Source organism: Paracoccus methylovorus, from assembly GCF_016919705.1.
Lineage (GTDB): Bacteria > Pseudomonadota > Alphaproteobacteria > Rhodobacterales > Rhodobacteraceae > Paracoccus > Paracoccus methylovorus.
This window is the reverse complement of the sequence record NZ_CP070368.1, coordinates 1,378,475-1,395,165: the sequence shown is the minus strand read 5'-3', so window position 1 is coordinate 1,395,165 and position 16,691 is coordinate 1,378,475. Positions and strand designations below refer to the sequence as shown.

The window sequence follows — 16,691 nt, the reverse complement described above, 5'->3', positions numbered from 1 at the left end:
GGCGGGATGCGCGCCGCATGGTGCCAGCGGCGGGGTTTCGGGGCCGTTCCAACTTTGCAATCAAGCTGGACCAGAGAGCCAAGGCGACGGGTTCGACGCGTCCCCATTCGGCAGCATTACCCACCGAGTTTTATGGGTGCTGCACGAACAAAGCCCATGCCCGATGGGGCGCAACAATCCCGCCGGACGGGGACCGACAGGGTCCACGGCCAATCTATCGCTTAGAAGGGGGGCGGTGCCTATGACCTCGTGGGCGCTTTCATTGAACCTGTCTGTTAATATCCTCGATCAGAATGCGTCGTATATCTGGTCCTGCAGCCTTCTGGCCGGCAGCAAGCAGGGTCGTGCGTAGGCGTTGCAGGGTGGGTTCTGCTGTGAAATTGCCGTCAAACGCCCCAGTATTCGCCTCGACCAACAGAGCATTCAGCAAGGCGTCCCGTAGTCTATGCTTTTTTGCCTCAATATCGGCGCGGGCAGATGCAGGCATCTCGATACTCAGTGATAAGATCATGACTGCAAAAGGCGTGCCATTGCGCAGAACCGGTACGAAAAATTGATTTGGAAATGTGAACCAGTCCAGATTTGCTTCGATGTCCGAACCCTTGCCTAGGTCACCATTGATATCTGCCGGGTTGGTGGGAATATCTGAGGTCTCTTGGCCTTCCTGTGCTATGGAGTCGATGACTTGATCGGTTTGCTCAAGGGTCTTATTGTGGCCAAGTATGTCGCCGCCGACGGTCCCCGCAAGAAATGCCAGCAAGATAATCAAGAGAGGCGTGATCTTTTTCACGAAGCGCCCTTTCTTCAGTAAGGCAGGATGATATCGGCGATCTGCTGGCCGTAACGTGGTTGCTGAACATCGCTGATCTGCCCCCTCCCGCCATAGGAAATGCGCGCACCCGCTATCCGGTCATAGGCGATCTCGTTACGCCGCCCGATATCGGAAGGACGTACGAAGCCGCTGACAGTCAGTTCGCGTACTTCGTAATTTACTCGCACCTCCTGCGTGCCCTGAATACGCAACACTCCATTGGGCAGGCGATCAACAACCGTAGCTGCAACACGGAGCGTCAGCTTGTCGCGGCGCGAAATATTGCCGCTTCCCTTGAAACTGGAAGACGCCTTGGCTTCGACCAATTCGTCCATACTGGCACCTTCCGGCAGTGTCTCGTCGATGCGCTGCGGCAAACCCATCATGGAAGGGATGCTGACCTTGTCGGTCGAACTCCGACTACGCCCAGAGCTGTTTTGGATTTCTGCACGGTCGTCGATCTCGATAACCACGGTCAGGATGTCACCTCGATTCGAGGCTCGCCGGTCTGCAACCAGCGAGTTTTGCGATACGGTCCAGAGCGAGGCCGTGCTGTCGAGCCGGTTGGGCAACTCCTGCAGGCCGTGACCCGATGAGGTCATGGCTTGAAATTCGACACTGCTTTCCGGTGAGGTCATGTTGGGGACCTGTCCGATCTGGGAAACCCGGCCACAAGCGGCAAGCGAGAAGGTCAAAGTGATGGCGCCGGACAGAATGGCGCGGCTGAGTGGTGTGTGCTTGAGCATCAAAACAACCTTCAGTTCTGTTGGACGACGATCGTTCCGCCTGGGGCAACGCGGCCCGAGACGGTCACGCGCGAAGCGTTATTCATGACGCGGATGATTTGCCCCGCACTTCCAGCCGAAAGCGCCCGGCCTTCAGCCTCGATCCGAAGAGCGTCTCTTTCATATGCGATGGTGACGATCTGATTGCGCCCGACCAGCGTGGGGGGAGTCAGGGTCGAAGGGTCGATGCGCCGCCCTTGATAAACCATGACCCGCAACTGCTGGCCCAATATTTTCTCGAGGATTTCACCACCTTCCTGCTGATTATCGACCAGAGAAACGTCCCCTGCCGAGATTACCGTTCCGGCCGGCAGCGTCCGATTAGCGACTACCGATCCGGCGAGCATCGGTTGCGGCAGCATCAGGAGCAGGAAGATCAGCCCCCGCATTAGCGCACCTGTACGGTTGTGCCGAGCATCTGGTCTGCGGCGGTGATCACTTTGGAATTCAGCTCATAGCCGCGTTGCGCCTTGATCAGTTCGGCGATTTCGCGCACCGGATCGACAGAGCTTTCTTCAAGAAAACCGGCGCGGATCGTGCCCAACCCCTCTTGACCGGGGTTGGCGACTTGTGGTGCGCCGGATGCGATAGTTTCCAGGAACATGTTCGAACCGATTGCCTCGAGTCCCTTTTCGTTTACAAAATTGGCCAGAGTGATCTGGCCCAGATTTTCCGGCTCGACGCGATCATCGAAATAGGCAAAGACTTCGCCATCTGCGTTGATGGCAATGCTGCGGGCGTCCTCTGGGATGGTGATGTCGGGAACCAGTGGATAACCTTCAGATGTGACGACCTGCCCTTCGGCCGAGCGTTTCAGGCTGCCGTCACGTGTATAAGCCGAGATGCCCGAGGGTAGCGTGACCTCGAGATAACCGTTCCCGTCGATTGCGATATCCAGATCACCGTTGGTCTGGATCGGTGTTCCCTGTGCCAGCATGACTGTCACGCTGGCGGGGCGCACGCCTAAACCAAGCTGCACACCCGCCGGAACCATGGTGCCATTAGTGGCCGTCAATGTGCCGGGCCGGGTGACCTGCTGATATTGGAGGTCGGCGAATTCCGCACGCCGGGGGTTGTAGCCCGTGGTGGACATGTTGGCGAGGTTGTTAGAGATGACATCGACACGCATCTGCTGCGCGCTCATTCCGGATGCTGCAATTTGAAGGGCTCTCATGATTTATCCTTTCACCGGGTCAGTGAGGTGATGGTCTGGCGAATGCGCTGGTCTTCTTGGTCAAGAAAACTTTGGCCCAGCTGATATGCGCGCTGAACTTCGATCATACGCGCAATCTCCAGCACCGGGTCGACGTTTGAATCCTCAAGGAAACCTTGGCGCAGTACCGCCTCTTCAATGGGTTCAACAGCGCCGCCGGGATCAAAAAGTGTGCCGGCCTCGTGTTGCAAGTTTGCGGGATCGGGGCTGGTAAAAACGCCGATACGCCCGACGGGGTTGTCGTCGGCGGAAATCGTACCATCCGTGCCAATCCCAACATTGCCCACCCCGGCCGGGATGATGATCGGCGCCTGCCCGTCATCAAGCAGTTGATAGCCGTCGGGGTTGACCAACTCGCCTTCGGCGTTGGTCATAAAGGCGCCGGCGCGGGTCAGGCGACTGCCCTGCGGCGTCTGAACCATCAAGAATCCCTCGCCGTCAATCGCGAGGTCATACTGGCCGTTGGTCTGGGTCATGCCGCCGGGCCCAAGATCGATCCTGCGGCCGCGGCCATTGGCCATGGCAAGCGTTTCGCCGCGTCCGTCGAGCGGGACCATATACTCCGAGAACACCACGCCCTCTCGCCGGAAGCCAGTGGTATTGGCGTTGGCGATATTATTGGCGACGACGCGCATTTCTCGCATCAGGCCCGATTGTCGGGTCAAAGCGGCATAAATTGCATTATCCATGGCTTATGACCCCGCAATTTGTGGCAGGATCTGATCGGTGAAGAAGCTGGTCAGTGTCGCGGTCATGAAGCTCATGCTGACCCAGAATACGACCAGCATCAGGCCGATTTTTGGGACGAAGGTCAGCGTCATTTCCTGCACTGAAGTCAGCGCCTGAACCAGGCCGATCGCTACACCGGTCACCAATGCCACGATCAGCAAGGGGGCTGCCATGCGCACCGCGATCCAAAGTGCCTGCCGTGTTAGGTCGAAGATCAGGTTCTCATCCATCGTCTTGTCCTTAGACCGGCATACGAAGGATTTCCTGATAGGCCTCGACCACCTTGTCGCGAACTGCGACCACGGTTTCGAGCGCAATCTCGGCCTGCGCAATGCTGTGGACCAGATCATGCGTATCAGTCATTCCGGCCATGGCGCCGGTCGCGGTCAGATCGACCTGCTCCAACGCCCGGGCGAAATCCGTAGCGGCGTTGGTTACACCCTGCGGCAGGGTGTCGGCAGGCGAGATCTCAGGGCGTGCGCGCCCATAGGCGGCTGCGGCAGATGTCGGAGAAATCATGGTGTTTCCTCTTTAGCGGCGGATCAGATCCAGCAGCGAACTGCCCATCTGGCGAGATTGTTCAAAGACGCGCAAATTGGCTTCGTAGCTGCGGCTGGCCTCTTTCGCGTCGGCGATTTCGATGATCAGGTCCACGTTGGAACCCGAATAATATCCCTCGACATCAGCCATCGGATGGGCCGGGTCGAAGATGAGCGGCAGTTCGCGTCGATCCAGACGGGTCGGTCCTGCAGTCACGGCACCGTTGGGGCGTCCGAAATCCACCTGTTCACGGAAGGCCACGAGCTTGCGGCGATAGCCGGGCGTATCTGCGTTGGCGATGTTTTCCGAAATGTGGCGCAGGCGCACGGCCTGTGCCTTCATCCCGGAAACGGCAAGATCGGTTGCGGAAAGTGTCTCGGTCATGTTCGATCCCTTTACCTGCCGCGCCCGATGCTGGCGCGGACCAGCGACAGCGAGGACTTGGTTACTGCCAGCGACAGATCGAACTGTCGCTTGGCTGCCGCGCTGCGAAACACTTCCTCTTCTAATGAAACGGTATTGCCGTTGGGGGCTGGCTCGCCCCCCGCGTCTTTGATGCGGGCGGTGTCGCTACCCCATCCGGCGCCCGTCAGGTGACCGGGGCGAGTAGCACGCATGCCCGTGGCGACTTGATTTTGATAGGTTTCGGCAAAGCTCGCCAGATCACGCGAGCGGAAGCCAGGCGTGTCGGCGTTGGCGACGTTCCGTGCAATCAATTTTTGCCGCTCGGCCGCGTGGGCGGTCAGCGAACTGGCCATTCGCAATGTACCGATCTGGTCAAACATCAAGGTGTCCCCTCAGGTTCCGATAAACCCGGTCTTAACCTCAATAGGTTTAGAAACCCTTTCGAGGCGAGCGATGCCGCGGGAAAAGACGAGGTCGGAATGGATAAAATGCACTCTATCGCTGCGCGGATGCGTCGGGTCCGCATGACCCGCTATTTCGGTCAAGTCAGTGCGATCCAGGCGGGTCTGATCCAGGCGGGTGGATTGAATGCCTATGCATCCTTGGGTGATCGCGTTGTTTTTTCAATGGATTACGGCAAGGATTTGAGTGGTGAGATCGTCGCGCTGCATTCCGATCAGGCAGCGATCCTGCCCGAAGGGCCGATGGAGGGGCTGTCGATCGGCACTCGGGTTGAGTTGGTTTTTGCGCCTTGGCTGGCACCGGCCGATTCCTGGATCGGGCGCATCATCGATCCATTCGGCAGGCCGCTCGACGGTCGCCCTCTGGTCGCCGGGGGCGAGGAGAGGGGCTTTCGTCCGCCGCCGCCGCCCGCCGCCTTGCGCAACCGGCTGGGCGGGCGGCTTGATACCGGGCTTGCGGTGTTCGACACGCTTTTGCCTTTGGTGCGCGGCCAGCGGTTGGGGCTGTTCGCGGGCTCGGGCGTCGGCAAGTCCACGCTGCTTTCGATGCTGGCCAAGGGGGTTTCGGCCGATGTGGTCGTGATCGCGCTGGTGGGCGAACGTGGGCGCGAACTGCGCGAATTCGTCGAGGAAACGCTGGGCGAGGAGGGTATGGCGCGCTCGGTCGTGGTGGCGGCCACTTCGGACCAGTCGCCGCTGATGCGCCGGCGCTGCGCCTGGGCAGCGATGACGGTGGCCGAGCATTTCCGCGATCAGGGGCGGCAGGTTCTGTTTCTGGCCGATTCGATCACCCGCTTTGCCGAAGCGCATCGGGAAATCGCGCTGGCGGCGGGAGAAAACCCCAGTTATCGTGGCTTTCCGCCCTCGACCTCGCATCTGATCATGTCGCTGGCCGAACGATCAGGACCCGGACCCGAAGGGGCGGGCGATATCACCGCGATCTTCAGCGTGCTGGTGGCCGGTTCGGATATGGAAGAACCGGTGGCCGATATTTTGCGGGGCGTGCTGGATGGCCATGTCGTTCTGGACCGCGCCATTGCCGAGCGGGGAAGGTTCCCGGCGGTGGACGTATTGCGCTCGGTTTCGCGTTCATTGCCGCAGGCGGCGAGCGAGGCCGAGAACGCGCTGATCGCGCGGGCGCGCGGGCTGCTGGGGACCTATGCAGAATCCGAACTGATGATCCGAGCCGGGCTGTATGCGCAAGGCACGGACCCTCGTGTGGACGAAGCGGTGCGGCTTTATCCGGCCCTGGACGGGTTCTTTACCCGGCAAAGCCCGGATGCGCGGCAAAGCTACGCGTATTTGGCCGAGGCTTTGGGGGTTCCGCCCCCAAAACCGGGCTAAGCGCCAAAGAAGCCTATGAATACGACGGGGTTATGGCATGATTGATGAATGTTAACTGGCGTTTCGGGGCGATTGCACGGCAGACGGCGCGCCCGCATCTTCTGCAGGCGAGCCGAGGAGCATCATGGCCATTACCGAATATTTTGTCCGTTACCTGCAACGAAGAGATGTGCTTACCGAAACCGATATTGCAGGCCTGCGCGCGCTGCCCAGCACGCATGTCTGCTTTCGCCCTGGCGAGGTGATCGTTCCCCGGGGGCGTTTGGCCACGCGCAGTTGCCTGATGCTACGCGGTATGGCTGCGCGGCAGCATGAGCTGTGCGACCGTCCGGGTGAACGTGTCATCACTGCCCTGCATGTGCCGGGGGATTTCGTCGATCTGCACGGTTTCGTGCTGGCCGGGCTGGAGCATGACGTGATCTCGGTGGGTGTATCCGAGGTGGAGTTCGTCGATCACGATGATCTGCGGCAGGTTACGTATGATTTCCCGCATCTGACCCGGCTTTTATGGATGTCCACGGTCATCGATGCGGCAATTCATCGGCAATGGCTGGTGGCGGCTGCCACTTTGCGTTCCAGCGGGCATCTGGCCCACCTTCTGTGCGAACTCTACACCCGGCTTTCCAGCGTGGGTGCTGCGCAGGACCATCGCTTTACCCTGCCGCTGCTGCAAAAAGAGCTGGCCGATATCCTTGGCTATACCCCCATCCATGTGAATCGCGCCGTGCGCGACCTGCGCGCGGATGGGCTGATCCGCTGGACCGGCAGCGAGGTCGAGATCCTTGACTGGCAAAGGCTGGCGCGGCTGGCTCGGTTCGATCCGGAATATCTGGATTTGGGCAGGGTTCGGCGTTGAACCCTATTGGCACAGCCGAAAGCCGCCGCGACGTGCCTTGATGTCCAGATGCAAGTGGTCCTCATGTGCCGCATTGGTGCCGGGGCCAAGAACCGTGGTGAAATGCAGGCAGGCGGTGCCGCGCGCCGCACGCTGAAAGGACTCTTGCAGGTCGCCGCTGTCCTGGCGCGGCTCGACCGAAAGCCGGGTGCCGTCATCGAAGTGGACGGCGGCGATATCGAAAGCATTGCCGAAAGCGTGTTCCGACAGAGTCTCGCTCTTGTCTCCGACGGTTGCCCGACATTGATAGGTCGAGCCCGGCTCCAGCGCGACCAGCCGGGGCTGCCCCGGCAAAAGCGCGGCGGCGGGGCGGATGAAATCGCGCAGCCAATGCGCAAGGTGGCGTGCGGTGTCGCAGCGCATCGGCGCGTCGCCCGCGATCTCGATGCCGGGCAGGGGTTGGTGCAGCAGGATCGGGCGGTCGATGCCGCAATCACGCTGTTCGGCATCCAGAATGGACGGGGTCTCGCTGTAATCGGCCCCCAGCAACGTCAGTTCCAGCAGGCAGGCGGAATAGTCGAAATCGCTTTCTCGCAGGGTCGTGTGAACCGGGGGACCGGAAGGGACGGGAACCTCGGGCAAAGGCGCATCGTCTGGGTTTTCTGCCGATTCCGATGCGGGTTCGCTTGCGGCGTCGGGCTTGGCCGGGGTGATCTCGGTTGCGGCCTTGTCCTCCGGGCGCGGCGCCGGGCGTTCGTCGTTGGGGTGGTCGGGACGCGGCGCGGGCGCGTCCTGGGCCGGTGTCTGCCCCGGCAGAACCATCAGCCCCGCGATCAGGACCAGCGCCAATGCGCGCATCTCAGGGTTGCCCGGCGTTGGGATAAAGCGTCACGCTGCCCGGTTCCTGTCCCGGCAAGCTTTCGGGAAGTCCCACGTCAGAGGGGTATTCCGGCTCTTCATCCTCTGCCAGAGGCAGCGGGGTGTCAGGCACCAACGGCTCGGACGAGGTGGAAACGGCCGGGGTAACGACCAACGGTTCGGGCGTCGTCACCACAGTCGTCGCGGTTGCCGTCGCTGCGGCATTGGTCAGTGCCGATGCTGCGGCGGCCGGTGCGGTCCCAGCCATGACGGGTGCCGCCTCGGCTGTGGCCACTTGCGGCGGCATCCTGTCACCACGGGCCGGGGGGCGTGTGCTGGCGATGGTCGCGACCGCCGCCGTTTGCGTTGCCGCGGCCATGGGCGAGATGCCGGTCACATCGGCGATGCGCACTCCGGGTGGCAGGAATTCGACCGTCGTCACCTTTGGCTTGACCATATGCGCCAGCTCCCAAGCGTCCCAGTTCGTCAACCGCACGCAACCATGCGACTGGTGCAGGAACAACTGCGAAGGCGTCGCGGTTCCGTGGAGGCCATAGGTCGGTTCGGACAGGTCGATCCAGACATTGCCGACCGGCCCGTTCGGCCCCGGCGGGATGATGAGCACCCTGTCGTTCTCGCCCTGCTTGAAATTCCGGTGCGGGTTATAGGTATAGGTCGGGTTCAGCGCCACGGCATCCACGACGTGATTGCCATGCGGCGAGGGGGTGTCGGACGAACCGACGGTCGCCGGATAGTCCGCGACCATATTCCCCTTGGCGTCATAGGCCGCGACGCGGCGGGTTTCCTTGTCCACGATGATGCGGGTGACGGTGGCGCGGATCGGCTTGGCAGGGACGGTGGCATGGATGGTCTCGCCGGGCTGGAAGGCGGCGCCGGGGTTCAGCTTGGCCAGAAATTTTTCGTCCATGTGGAAACGCTCGGCCAGCTTTTCCAGCACGCTGGTATAGCCCTGCGAGGTCATGGCGGCCTTTTCGGCGTAGTCCTTGGGGATGCTGTCCACCAGCCCGACCGCGTCCTCTTCGGTGATGGTATAGGCCATGGTCAGGGGCGCGGGGGCATAGCCCTGCAACAGATCCCAGACCGCATGATCCATGCGACCGTTCATCGGCAGGCCGGACCGGCGTTGAAAGGCCATGATGGCGCTTTCGCTCATGCCGCCGCGCCAGCCGTCCACTACGCCGGGCGAGATGCCTGCGCGGTCCAGCAGGATCTGCACCTTGGCGGTCAGTGCGGATTGTCCTGCAGGCAGATCGCCGCCGTCATAACTGGCCGTCTCGATTTCGGTGGGCGTGATCGAGATGAGCGCCTTGGGCTTTGGCGCTGCGGCCTGCACGCCGGCACCCTGAGCCGGAGGGGCGGCTTGTGCCCAGCCGGGCGAAAGCGGAAGCGCAACGATCGCGGCCGCCAGCGCGAGACGCGACGAAAGGCCCGTACGGAATCGGGTCAAAAACATGCTCGGATCCGGTTTGTTTGCCTGTAGTGTTCTGGTTATCGGCACATTTGGCCAAATATGCCGACCAAAGCAAGCAAGACGCGGTCAACTCGGCTTGAACGCAGCCCTCAGATCGTCGCGGCGAAGCGGTGATGCTGTGGGAAATAGCGCCGCGTCAGGGACACCGGCATGTTGTTCAGCCAGTCGATCCGCTCGACCAGCAGGACGGGATCTTCCGGCGCCAGACCCAGCGCTTCGGGCACGAACCCCGAGCCGGCCAGCGCCGCGCCGATGGCCATGCTGGCGCGGTTGATCGGCACATGGCCCAGCAGCCACTCGCACGGGCTTAATTGCTCCAATGCCTGCTGCGTCAGGCCGGGGGCGGCGTAATTGTTGATCCAGCGTTCCTCGCAGCAATAGGGCGCGTCATCGGCCGTGAACCGGGTCTTGACCCGCAGCAGGCTGTCGTCGGTCCGCAGCAGCATCGATTGCGCAACATCAGCGGGGGGCGGGCATTCCTTGTAGTCCAGCAGCGTATAGCCATAGACCTTGCCTGCGGCCTCGATATCGCGGCGCAACAGAAACCGCACCATCTGCACCCGGGGATGTTGCGCCACGCGGGTGCCGACCTTGCGCCGGCGTTCCAGCACGCCGCTTTGCGCCAGAGTCTGCAAGGCACGGTTCACCGTCGCGCGGGCGCAGCCGAACTCGGTAGCCAGTTCCGCTTCGGTCGGAATCAACTCTCCCTCGGGCCAATCGCCGTTGTGGATGCGGGTCAGAACCTCTTCCTGGACGGCCTGCCAGGTCATGTTCCGGCGCCTGCGCTGCTGCGATTCCACCGAAAGGGCCTGTGCCAAGGGGCGGGGAAGTTCAATCATGTCTAAAATATGTCTTTGCGTCGATGTTGCGGCGAAACTCGATACGTTCGATCAAACGGGTCTGTGTCGCCCCGGCGACGATGAAGGCAAGCGGCAGGACTGCCTGACCGGGGGAACTTCGGTAAACTCATCGGTTTAGTTTTTGATTGCAAATTTCCGCGGGGGTCAAGGTCAATTGCCGCGACCGGCCATGTTCCGCCTGTCCAGGTTGACATTCCGCCGACCGGGCAGGAGAAATCGGGCGATTCTCAAGAGGTGATGCCGTGTCGGAAGCTTCCTTGTTCCGCGGCCAGGGTGTTTCCACCACGGCCTGGACGGTGCTGATCGCAATCAGCCTGTGCCACATGATCAATGACATCATGCAGTCCATGCTGGCCGCGATCTATCCCTTGCTGCGCGAGGAATTCTCGCTGTCCTATTGGCAGATCGGCATGATGACCTTTGCCTTCCAGGTCACGGCATCGCTGTTGCAACCGGTGGTGGGGATGGTGACGGATCGCAATCCGATGCCGCGTTCGCTGGCTCTTGGCATGGGCTCGACCTTTGTCGGTGTCCTGCTGCTGGCGTTGGCGCATGAGTATTGGGTGCTGTTGTCGGGCGCGATGCTGATCGGGATCGGTTCGGCGGTATTTCATCCCGAAAGCTCGCGCGTGGCGCGAATCGCCTCGGGCGGACGATTTGGAACCGCGCAGTCGGTGTTCCAACTGGGCGGAAACTTCGGCACCGCCTTGGGGCCCTTGCTGGCCGCCTTTATCGTGGTGCCGCTGGGCCGGCCCTCGGTGGCGATTTTCTCGATCGCGGCCATGGTCGGTTCGGTGGTCTTGTCGCGTATCGGCAATTGGGCCGAGGGGCGGCGCAAGGCGGCAGGTGCGCGGCCGACAACGGCCTTGCCGTTTTCGCGTCGGCGGGTCACGGTCGCCATCGTGGTACTGGCGCTGCTGACATTTACCAAGAACATTTATACGGCGAGCATTTCGAGCTATTACACCTTCTTCCTGATCGAGAAATTCGGGCTTGGCACCCAGCAGGCGCAGCTGATGCTGTTCCTGTTTCTGGGCGGCATGGCCGCAGGCGTCATGCTGGGCGGGCTGATCGGGGACCGTGTGGGGCCACTGAAGGTGATCTGGTTCTCGATCCTGGGTATCCTGCCGTTCACGCTGATGCTGCCGCATGTGGGACTGGTCGCGACCGGATTTTTGACCGTGGTGATCGGGATCATTCTGGCCTCGGCCTTTCCGGCCATCGTGGTATTCGCGCAAGAGTTGGTGCCGGGGCGGACCGGAATGATCGCCGGCATCTTTTTCGGCTTCGCCTTCGGCATGGGCGGGATCGCCGCTGCGGTGCTGGGAATAATCGCGGATGCGAGGGGGATCGAATTCGTTTACCAGATCTGCTCTTATCTGCCGCTGATGGGGCTGTTGACCATCTTTCTGCCGCGGATGGAGCGGCTGTAGCTGCCGGACCGGGGGCGCCGCCCCCGGACCCCCGGGATATTTGAACACGGAAGAAACATGAACAGGATCAAGGCAAGGCCCATTGCGGCCGAGGAGTTCGCCCCATACGGCGAGTTGCTGACCCCCCGCGAAACGCCCAGCAAGATGATCAACGCCGGCCGTTGCGAGCGGCATCATGCGCTGGCCATGGTCGAGCGGAGCGGCGGCGAGGCGATTATCTCGATCTTTCGTTCGCAAGCCGTCAGTCTGCCTTATGATTGCACGCTGCTGGAGCGGCATCCGCTGGGCAGCCAGGCTTTCATGCCGCTGGGGCCGGATCCCTGGCTGTCGGTCGTGGCGCCGGATGAGGCCGGCCGGCCGGGCGCGCCGATTGCCTTTCTGGTGCCTGCCGGCGTGGGGGTGAACCTGCGCGCAGGGGTCTGGCATGGGGTCCTGACGCCGCTGGATCATCCGGCCGATTTTCTGGTGGTGGACCGCGAGGGTGCGGGCGTGAACCTGGAAGAGGTCCAGATCGCCCCCGTCACCATCGAGGCATGAGCCTGCCGGACTATTCTTTCGAAGAGGCTGCCCTGCGGTCGGGCGCGCGCTTTGTCGCGGGTGTCGATGAGGTGGGCCGTGGGCCTTTGGCGGGGCCGGTTACGGCGGCAGCGGTGATTCTGGATGTCACCTGCATTCCTGAGGGGCTGAACGATTCCAAGAAGCTGACGGCGAAGCGTCGCGAGATGCTGTCGGAGCTGATCATGGCGCGCTGCGACTGGGCCGTGGGCCATGCCAGTGTCGAAGAGATCGATCGGCTTAACATCCTGCGTGCCTCGCATCTGGCGATGTTGCGGGCGATCGCCGGGCTGCGACAGCGGCCCTGCCTGGTGTTGGTCGACGGCAATATGCTGCCCCGCGATATGGACTTGCCGGGGCAGGCGGTGGTCGGGGGCGATGCGCGAAGCCTGTCCATCGCGGCGGCCTCGATCCTGGCGAAACTGTTGCGCGATCGCATCATGGTGGATTTGGCGCAACAGCATCCCGGATACGGGTGGGAAGCGAACGCCGGTTATCCGACGCCCGCGCATCGTCAGGCGCTGCTAGATTTGGGCGTAACCCCACATCATAGGCGCAGCTTCGCCCCCGTCCACAACATATTGTGTAAAGAACAAACCGCAACATATTGATTCGAAAAACAATTTGACGGCGAATCATGTCTGACTCATTATCGCTTCATCAAATCGGCAACCAAATAGCCGAAACCCGAGGCAGTGATGACCAAACTTGACATGAAATCCCGCGCTGCGGCGCGAACCCTTCCGCTCAACCAGATTCTGGCCGGTGATTGTATCGAGATCATGAACGCGCTGCCCGAGGCCAGCGTCGATCTGATCTTTGCTGATCCGCCCTATAACCTGCAATTGAAAGGCGAGCTGCACCGGCCCGACAACTCTCGTGTCGATGCGGTGGACGACCATTGGGACCAGTTCTCGGGCTTTGCCGCCTATGACAAGTTTACCCGCGACTGGTTGGCCGCCGCGCGCCGCATTCTGAAGCCGGACGGGGCGATCTGGGTCATCGGGTCCTATCACAACATTTTCCGGGTCGGGGCAGAGCTGCAGAACCAAGGCTACTGGATCCTGAACGACGTGGTGTGGCGCAAGGCCAATCCGATGCCGAACTTCCGCGGCAAGCGGCTGACCAATGCGCATGAGACGATGATCTGGGCCAGCAAATCCGAGGGTGCGAAATACACCTTCAACTACGAGGCGCTGAAATCGCTGAACGAAGGCGTGCAGATGCGCAGCGACTGGGTGCTGCCGATCTGCACCGGCGGCGAGCGGCTGAAGGACGACGGCGGCGCCAAGGCGCATCCGACTCAAAAGCCCGAGGCGCTTTTGCACCGTATCCTTGTCGGTTCGACCAGCCCGGGTGATGTGGTGCTGGACCCGTTCTTTGGCACCGGCACCACCGGGGCTGTGGCCAAGATGCTGGGCCGCGACTTTATCGGGATCGAACGCGAGGAAGCCTATCGCGCGGTTGCCGAAAAGCGCATCAGCCGCATCCGCAAATTCGACAGCGACGCCATCGCCACCATCAAACCCAAGCGCGCCGAGCCGCGCGTTCCCTTTGGACAGGTGGTTGAGCGTGGCATGCTGCGTCCGGGCGAAGAGCTTTTCTCGATGAACAACCGCCACAAGGCCAAGGTGCGCGCCGACGGCAGCCTGATCGGCAATGACGTCAAAGGTTCGATCCATCAGGTCGGGGCCGCGCTGGAGGGCGCACCCAGTTGCAATGGCTGGACCTATTGGCATTTCCGGCGCGAGGGGCGGATGGTGCCCATCGATATCCTGCGCCAGCAGATCCGCGCTGAAATGGAGGCGGACGAGGGCCGCACCCACTGATTCCCGGTTTCGCCAAGTCCCGAGGCTCCGCGAGCTCTGGCGCGGCCGGGACCGCCTAGCCCCGTCCTGCGGTTCCGCCGCCGGGCGGGGCCTTTTGCGATCTGTCTGTGTGAATGGATCGGCGTTTGTGGTGTCGCCGGAGGTTGGGTCGGCATGGGCCGCGCTGCCCTGCCGGGCGACGGTTAGCGTTGCTGGTCCGGTACGACTGTGGTCGCGGGGCGGGCAAGCACCCATGCCTTGCGCATCAGCCCCGGCAGAGCGGTTGGTCTGAACTTGCTTAGCGGCGTCAGGCTTCCTCGTTCGGGCGCGGCGGTCAACCAGGCGGTCATGACCGTCAGGTCCAGCGCGAAATGGGTAAAGACATGGCGGACCAGCCCGATTGCCTGCCAGTCGGCGGGTGCAGGCGGTGGCAGCGCCGAGCCGTCCCAACCTGTCGAGGGGAAAGCCAGCGTGCCGCCCAGCAGACCTTTTTCAGGCCGGGTTTCGACCAGAACCCTCTCATCGGCAAAACCGATCCAGACGGTGCCGTGACGCAGGGGTTTGGGCTTCTTGGGCGCCTTGCGCGGCAGATCGGCGGCGATACCTTGGGCACGGGCCGCGCAGTCGTCGTTGATCGGGCAGATGCCACAGGCGGGATTCCGAGGCGAGCATATTGTCGCACCCAGATCCATCATGGCCTGCGCGAAATCTCCGGGTCGCTGGGACGGGGTCAGGCTGGTGGCCAGCGTGACCAATTCCGGCTTGGCGGCGGGCAGTGCCGTCTGGACCGCGAAGAGCCGCGCCACGACACGTTCGACATTGCCGTCCACCACGGTCTCGGGTTGGTCGAAGGCGATGGCGGCGATGGCGGCCGAGGTATAGGGGCCGATGCCGGGCAACGCCGCCAGCCCCTCGCGCGTGGTGGGGAACGCGCCCATCGCGGATACCGCACGGGCGCAGGCGATCAGGTTGCGGGCGCGGGCGTAATAGCCAAGCCCGGCCCATTCCGCCATGACCTGCGCATCCTCGGCCGCGGCAAGATCGTGGACGGTGGGCCACAGGCTGGTGAACCGCTGGAAATAGGATTTGACCGCCGCGACGGTTGTCTGTTGCAGCATGACCTCGGACAACCAGACGCGATATGGATCGGCCGGACCGTGACCCGCGGGGACCCGCCATGGCAAGACCCGGGCGTGGCGGTCGTACCATGCCAGCAATTGGGTCGGGATCACCGTCAGGTCACGCAATTTTCAGCCTCGTTTCTCTGGCATCCGGACGCGTCGCGGTCCAGACTGTGCGCCAGATAAACCATATGGTTGCCCGATGGCCCAGAAGAAACCCGAGACCCAGCCCCGCCGCCGTATGCGCGGCTTTGAGGCCGCGGCGCAACTGGTCGCGCAACGGGTAAAGACCGTGAGCGAAGGCCGGGGGTTTGCCGTCGCGCGCCTGCTGACCCATTGGCAGGACGTGGTAGGGCCTGAACTTGCCGCCCGTACCCGCCCGGTCAGGATCAATCACGGCAAGGGTTTTGGCGCCACGCTGACCTTGCTGGTTCCGGGCGCGCAGGCCCCGCTGATCGGCATGCAGCTTGAACAGATCCGGGACAAGGTGAATGCCTGCTATGGCTTTAACGCCGTTTCGCGCATCGTGCTGACCCAGACCGCGCCCATTGGTTTTTCCGAAGGGCAGGCCGAATTCGTCGCCGCGCCACGCCGCGACGCCCCCCCCGATCCGCAAAAGATAGCCCAGGCCGAGGATATCGCCTCGGAGTTCGACAATCCCGCGCTTTCCGCAGCCATGCGGCGGCTGGCGCTGAACATCCTGTCCCGCCGGGACGCTAACGACCGAAAGGCCAATCCATGATGCTGCTTCGCCGTTCCCTGATTGCCGCCGCCGTGGCTGCGCTGACCGCATCTGCGCTGCCCGCACTGGCGCAAGAGGCGGAATCCGCCGACAATGCCGCCGAGCAATCGCTTGAGGGCAATGTCCTGCCCGATATTGCGCTGGGTCAAGAAGACGCGCCGGTCACGATCATCGAATACGCCAGCTTTACCTGCAGCCATTGCGCGGCGTTCCACGACCAGAACCTGCCCAAGCTGAAGGCGGAATATATCGATACCGGCAAGGTCCGGTTCATCCAGCGCGATGTTTATTTCGACGCGGTCGGGCTTTGGGCCGGCATCCTGGCCCGTTGTGGCGGGGATGAGAAATATTACGCTGTTTCGGACTTGGTCTTCTCGGACCAAAAGAACTGGCTGGATGCGAAATCTGGCGATGAGATTGCCGCTAACCTGCGCAAAATTGGCGCCAAGGCCGGCATGACCACCGAGCAGATGGATGCTTGCTGGAACGACAAGCAAAAGGTCGCCGATCTGGTTGCCACATTCCAGACCAACGCCAGTGCCGACGGTATCGAGGGCACGCCGACCTTCATCATCGCCGGCGAGAAGGTGCAAAACCAGCCTTGGGACGATCTGAAAAAGATCATCGACGCCAAACTGGTCGAGGCCGAAAACAAGGGCTGAGCGCCCCTGCCCAGCGACTCCGGCCGGCGGCGGCCGG

At 62.2% G+C, this 16,691-nt stretch carries 21 protein-coding genes; 8 read left to right on the top strand and 13 right to left on the bottom strand.

Translation table 11 applies throughout. The features are described from left to right. Positions 1–259: 259 nt before the first annotated feature. The 9 genes from JWJ88_RS06995 to JWJ88_RS06955 are packed head-to-tail and all read right to left on the bottom strand — an operon-like array spanning position 260 to position 4,863. Positions 260–790, bottom strand: a complete 531-nt coding sequence (locus JWJ88_RS06995; RefSeq protein ID WP_205293402.1) for a hypothetical protein — start codon at positions 788–790, stop codon at positions 260–262. A gap of 14 nt (positions 791–804) precedes the next feature. Further along, a complete protein-coding gene (gene flgH, locus JWJ88_RS06990; RefSeq protein ID WP_205293401.1) occupies positions 805–1,557 on the bottom strand; it encodes a flagellar basal body L-ring protein FlgH in 753 nt (250 codons plus the stop codon). Positions 1,558–1,568: 11 nt separating this feature from the next. Beyond that, positions 1,569–1,985, bottom strand: coding sequence for a flagellar basal body P-ring formation chaperone FlgA (gene flgA, locus JWJ88_RS06985; RefSeq protein WP_205293400.1), 417 nt, complete (start codon positions 1,983–1,985; stop codon positions 1,569–1,571). Continuing rightward, positions 1,985–2,770 (bottom strand): flagellar basal-body rod protein FlgG, encoded by a 786-nt coding sequence (gene flgG, locus JWJ88_RS06980; RefSeq protein ID WP_205293399.1) that lies wholly within the window; start codon positions 2,768–2,770, stop codon positions 1,985–1,987. Before flgG ends, flgA begins: the two co-directional genes overlap by 1 nt. A gap of 11 nt (positions 2,771–2,781) precedes the next feature. Further along, positions 2,782–3,498 carry a flagellar hook-basal body complex protein gene (locus tag JWJ88_RS06975; RefSeq protein ID WP_205293398.1) on the bottom strand — a complete coding sequence of 239 codons (717 nt, stop codon included), beginning with the start codon at positions 3,496–3,498 and terminating at the stop codon, positions 2,782–2,784. 3 nt (positions 3,499–3,501) lie between these two features. After that, on the bottom strand, positions 3,502–3,768 hold the full coding sequence (locus tag JWJ88_RS06970; RefSeq protein ID WP_205293397.1) for a flagellar biosynthetic protein FliQ: 267 nt from the start codon (positions 3,766–3,768) through the stop codon (positions 3,502–3,504). A 10-nt stretch (positions 3,769–3,778) separates the two neighbouring features. Next, positions 3,779–4,057, bottom strand: a complete 279-nt coding sequence (locus JWJ88_RS06965) for a flagellar hook-basal body complex protein FliE (RefSeq protein ID WP_205293396.1) — start codon at positions 4,055–4,057, stop codon at positions 3,779–3,781. A 12-nt stretch (positions 4,058–4,069) separates the two neighbouring features. Next, positions 4,070–4,462 (bottom strand): flagellar basal body rod protein FlgC, encoded by a 393-nt coding sequence (gene flgC / locus JWJ88_RS06960; RefSeq protein WP_205293395.1) that lies wholly within the window; start codon positions 4,460–4,462, stop codon positions 4,070–4,072. Positions 4,463–4,473: 11 nt separating this feature from the next. Continuing rightward, the gene (locus tag JWJ88_RS06955) at positions 4,474–4,863 is read right to left on the bottom strand and encodes a FlgB family protein (protein ID WP_205293394.1); all 390 of its coding nucleotides are present in this window, start codon (positions 4,861–4,863) and stop codon (positions 4,474–4,476) included. Positions 4,864–4,971: 108 nt separating this feature from the next. On the opposite strand from JWJ88_RS06955, the gene JWJ88_RS06950 reads away from it, so the two are divergent. Both JWJ88_RS06950 and JWJ88_RS06945 read left to right on the top strand, forming a co-directional pair. Further along, positions 4,972–6,288, top strand: coding sequence for a FliI/YscN family ATPase (locus JWJ88_RS06950; protein WP_205295151.1), 1,317 nt, complete (start codon positions 4,972–4,974; stop codon positions 6,286–6,288). A 124-nt stretch (positions 6,289–6,412) separates the two neighbouring features. Next, positions 6,413–7,144 carry a Crp/Fnr family transcriptional regulator gene (locus tag JWJ88_RS06945; protein WP_205293393.1) on the top strand — a complete coding sequence of 244 codons (732 nt, stop codon included), beginning with the start codon at positions 6,413–6,415 and terminating at the stop codon, positions 7,142–7,144. Positions 7,145–7,147: 3 nt separating this feature from the next. Here the strand turns inward: JWJ88_RS06945 and JWJ88_RS06940 are convergent, their stop codons facing one another. The 3 genes from JWJ88_RS06940 to JWJ88_RS06930 all read right to left on the bottom strand — a co-directional run bounded on the left by JWJ88_RS06940 (position 7,148) and on the right by JWJ88_RS06930 (position 10,243). Beyond that, complete coding sequence (locus JWJ88_RS06940) at positions 7,148–7,981, bottom strand: extensin-like domain-containing protein (RefSeq protein ID WP_205293392.1); 834 nt, start codon at positions 7,979–7,981, stop codon at positions 7,148–7,150. 1 nt (position 7,982) lies between these two features. Then, positions 7,983–9,455 (bottom strand): L,D-transpeptidase family protein, encoded by a 1,473-nt coding sequence (locus JWJ88_RS06935; RefSeq protein WP_205293391.1) that lies wholly within the window; start codon positions 9,453–9,455, stop codon positions 7,983–7,985. 107 nt (positions 9,456–9,562) lie between these two features. Beyond that, on the bottom strand, positions 9,563–10,243 hold the full coding sequence (locus tag JWJ88_RS06930) for a GntR family transcriptional regulator (protein ID WP_240200122.1): 681 nt from the start codon (positions 10,241–10,243) through the stop codon (positions 9,563–9,565). A gap of 332 nt (positions 10,244–10,575) precedes the next feature. Between JWJ88_RS06930 and JWJ88_RS06925 the strand changes: the two genes are divergently transcribed. The 4 genes from JWJ88_RS06925 (at position 10,576) to JWJ88_RS06910 (ending at position 14,150) form a co-directional block, all read left to right on the top strand. After that, the gene (locus tag JWJ88_RS06925; protein ID WP_240200121.1) at positions 10,576–11,766 is read left to right on the top strand and encodes an MFS transporter; all 1,191 of its coding nucleotides are present in this window, start codon (positions 10,576–10,578) and stop codon (positions 11,764–11,766) included. Positions 11,767–11,823: 57 nt separating this feature from the next. Further along, a complete protein-coding gene (locus JWJ88_RS06920) occupies positions 11,824–12,303 on the top strand; it encodes an ureidoglycolate lyase (protein ID WP_205293389.1) in 480 nt (159 codons plus the stop codon). Then, a complete protein-coding gene (locus JWJ88_RS06915; RefSeq protein ID WP_205293388.1) occupies positions 12,300–12,932 on the top strand; it encodes a ribonuclease HII in 633 nt (210 codons plus the stop codon). Before JWJ88_RS06920 ends, JWJ88_RS06915 begins: the two co-directional genes overlap by 4 nt. A gap of 87 nt (positions 12,933–13,019) precedes the next feature. Beyond that, positions 13,020–14,150, top strand: coding sequence for a site-specific DNA-methyltransferase (locus tag JWJ88_RS06910; RefSeq protein WP_205293387.1), 1,131 nt, complete (start codon positions 13,020–13,022; stop codon positions 14,148–14,150). A gap of 182 nt (positions 14,151–14,332) precedes the next feature. Here the strand turns inward: JWJ88_RS06910 and mutY are convergent, their stop codons facing one another. Next, positions 14,333–15,376 carry an A/G-specific adenine glycosylase gene (gene mutY, locus JWJ88_RS06905; RefSeq protein WP_205293386.1) on the bottom strand — a complete coding sequence of 348 codons (1,044 nt, stop codon included), beginning with the start codon at positions 15,374–15,376 and terminating at the stop codon, positions 14,333–14,335. 76 nt (positions 15,377–15,452) lie between these two features. Between mutY and JWJ88_RS06900 the strand changes: the two genes are divergently transcribed. Together JWJ88_RS06900 and JWJ88_RS06895 are read left to right on the top strand one after the other, a co-directional pair. Continuing rightward, positions 15,453–15,992 (top strand): DUF721 domain-containing protein, encoded by a 540-nt coding sequence (locus JWJ88_RS06900; protein ID WP_240200120.1) that lies wholly within the window; start codon positions 15,453–15,455, stop codon positions 15,990–15,992. Then, a complete protein-coding gene (locus JWJ88_RS06895) occupies positions 15,989–16,654 on the top strand; it encodes a DsbA family protein (protein ID WP_205293385.1) in 666 nt (221 codons plus the stop codon). The genes JWJ88_RS06900 and JWJ88_RS06895 overlap by 4 nt, the downstream gene beginning before the upstream one ends. Positions 16,655–16,691: the final 37 nt, after the last annotated feature.